We start from the raw sequence: 1139 nt of genomic DNA, 5'->3' as shown, positions 1-1139 counted from the left end.
TGAATTCAATTCTCTAACCAAAGACAACCTATTACATATCGTTGATCTCATGTTGGCAGATACTAACAAGATGATTGCCGATCAAGGTCTAAGCATTCATGTAACTAAGGATGCCAAAGATAAATTAGTTGATTTGGGCTACAACCCTAAGATGGGTGCTCGTCCACTCCGTCGTGTGATTGAAGAACAAATCGAAGATAAAGTTGCTGACTACTTCTTGGATCATCCCAAGGATAAGCAACTAGAAGCTCATGTAACAAAAGATGAAATTCAAATTTCTAAGTATAGTGCACCTGATACTGAAGAATAATTAGTGGTGCTGATGATAAAAGCTCGACCTAATCCTGATTGGATTCTTGGTCGAGCTTTTTTTGTTATTTGTTCACTGCCGTTGAAGAGCGTGCACGATACAGTCTGCTGTGGGACCGCTTGGAGCCAAGGTCTCCAAGCTCGATTTTGAGCCTTGAAAATCACAAGTCTCAAAACTCGTCCCGTGGTGTAAAGGCTAAAGCCTTAACGCCACCTTCACGGCAACCTAATTTTCTGGTTCCTTCCGGCTAGTTTATTCTTTGTTTTGAATAATCCATAAGTAAATTTGCGTATTACATCGTAACCCTGACTACTTTGGCATCATATCCAGACTTTAAAAGTATATTCGTAACCTTTTAACCCTTAAATAACTATCAAAAAAAACTTAAACAAAACTACTATTGTTTTTAAACATGCAGCATAACCCTGAAACAAGCCCTAGTTTTTCAACTTAAAGCAAAAATAGCCCCAGCAATCCAAAATCGGATTACCGGAGCCACTTGTTTTAAGACATGAAAGTTGAACTTATTTGTTCCACTCTCGCTTCTAAATAATTAAAGCTTTTCTTCGTAATATTTCATTTTACTCTTAATGATTCTTTCACATAAGTCAGGATATGAAATACCCACAGCTTCTGCTTCTCTTGGCATCAATGACAATGGTGTCATACCTGGCAAGGTGTTGGCTTCCATAACGTACAATTGACCATCACGTAGTAAGAAATCAACACGTCCATAGTTACTCATACCTAAAGCTTCAAAAGTTTTCTTTGTCAAAGCTTGCATCTGAGCATGTGTTTCATCATCCAAGTTTTCTGGTGGTGTGATGAA

The 1139-nt window shown here is 38.1% G+C and carries 2 pseudogenes; one reads left to right on the top strand and one right to left on the bottom strand.

Annotation, left to right across the window (positions count from 1 at the left end):
• Positions 1-310: pseudogene (locus tag FHL06_RS13800) on the top strand (ATP-dependent Clp protease ATP-binding subunit); the annotation flags it as partial.
• A 553-nt stretch (positions 311-863) separates the two neighbouring features.
• Here the strand turns inward: FHL06_RS13800 and FHL06_RS13795 are convergent.
• Positions 864-1139 (bottom strand): annotated as a pseudogene (locus tag FHL06_RS13795) (D-alanine--D-alanine ligase); the annotation flags it as partial.

The organism is Companilactobacillus halodurans (assembly GCF_009600985.1).
In the GTDB taxonomy this organism is placed as follows: domain Bacteria; phylum Bacillota; class Bacilli; order Lactobacillales; family Lactobacillaceae; genus Companilactobacillus; species Companilactobacillus halodurans.
Note: the sequence above shows the minus strand (reverse complement) of the source record. Positions and strands in the feature narration are given on the sequence as shown.